Source organism: Treponema endosymbiont of Eucomonympha sp., assembly GCF_001028545.1.
In genome coordinates this window covers 1-331 of the sequence record NZ_BBPW01000732.1, presented here as the reverse complement: position 1 = coordinate 331, position 331 = coordinate 1, and the positions used below count along the sequence as shown (strand labels likewise).

Here is a 331-nt window from a genome sequence, read left to right as displayed (position 1 = left end):
GTACTGTCGCGGATTGTAACCAAGCGCCTCTCCTTATGGAGGATTTGGAAGCGGAAGCGTTCCTTGCGGACAAGGCGTATGACACGAACGAGCTGCTCGATATGCTTAAAGAAGCGGATATAACAGCCGTCATCCCTCCGGTTAAAAGCCGGAAAGAGCAAAGAGCGTACAGTCATGAACTGTATCGGGCGCGGCACGTCATTGAAAACGTCTTCCGCGCCCTCAAGCGCTGGCGGGGAATTGCCACACGCTACGCAAAGCTCACCGCTTCCTTCATCGCCGCCATTCATGTCAGGTGTTTGTTCCTCTACCTTCCAGTCCACGCTACCTA

The 331-nt window shown here is 54.1% G+C and carries 1 protein-coding gene; it reads left to right on the top strand.

The genetic code is table 11. From position 1 onward, the window contains the following. The coding region (locus AWU74_RS08795; protein WP_162505146.1) for a transposase at nt 1-331 on the top strand (331 nt) is incomplete at both ends.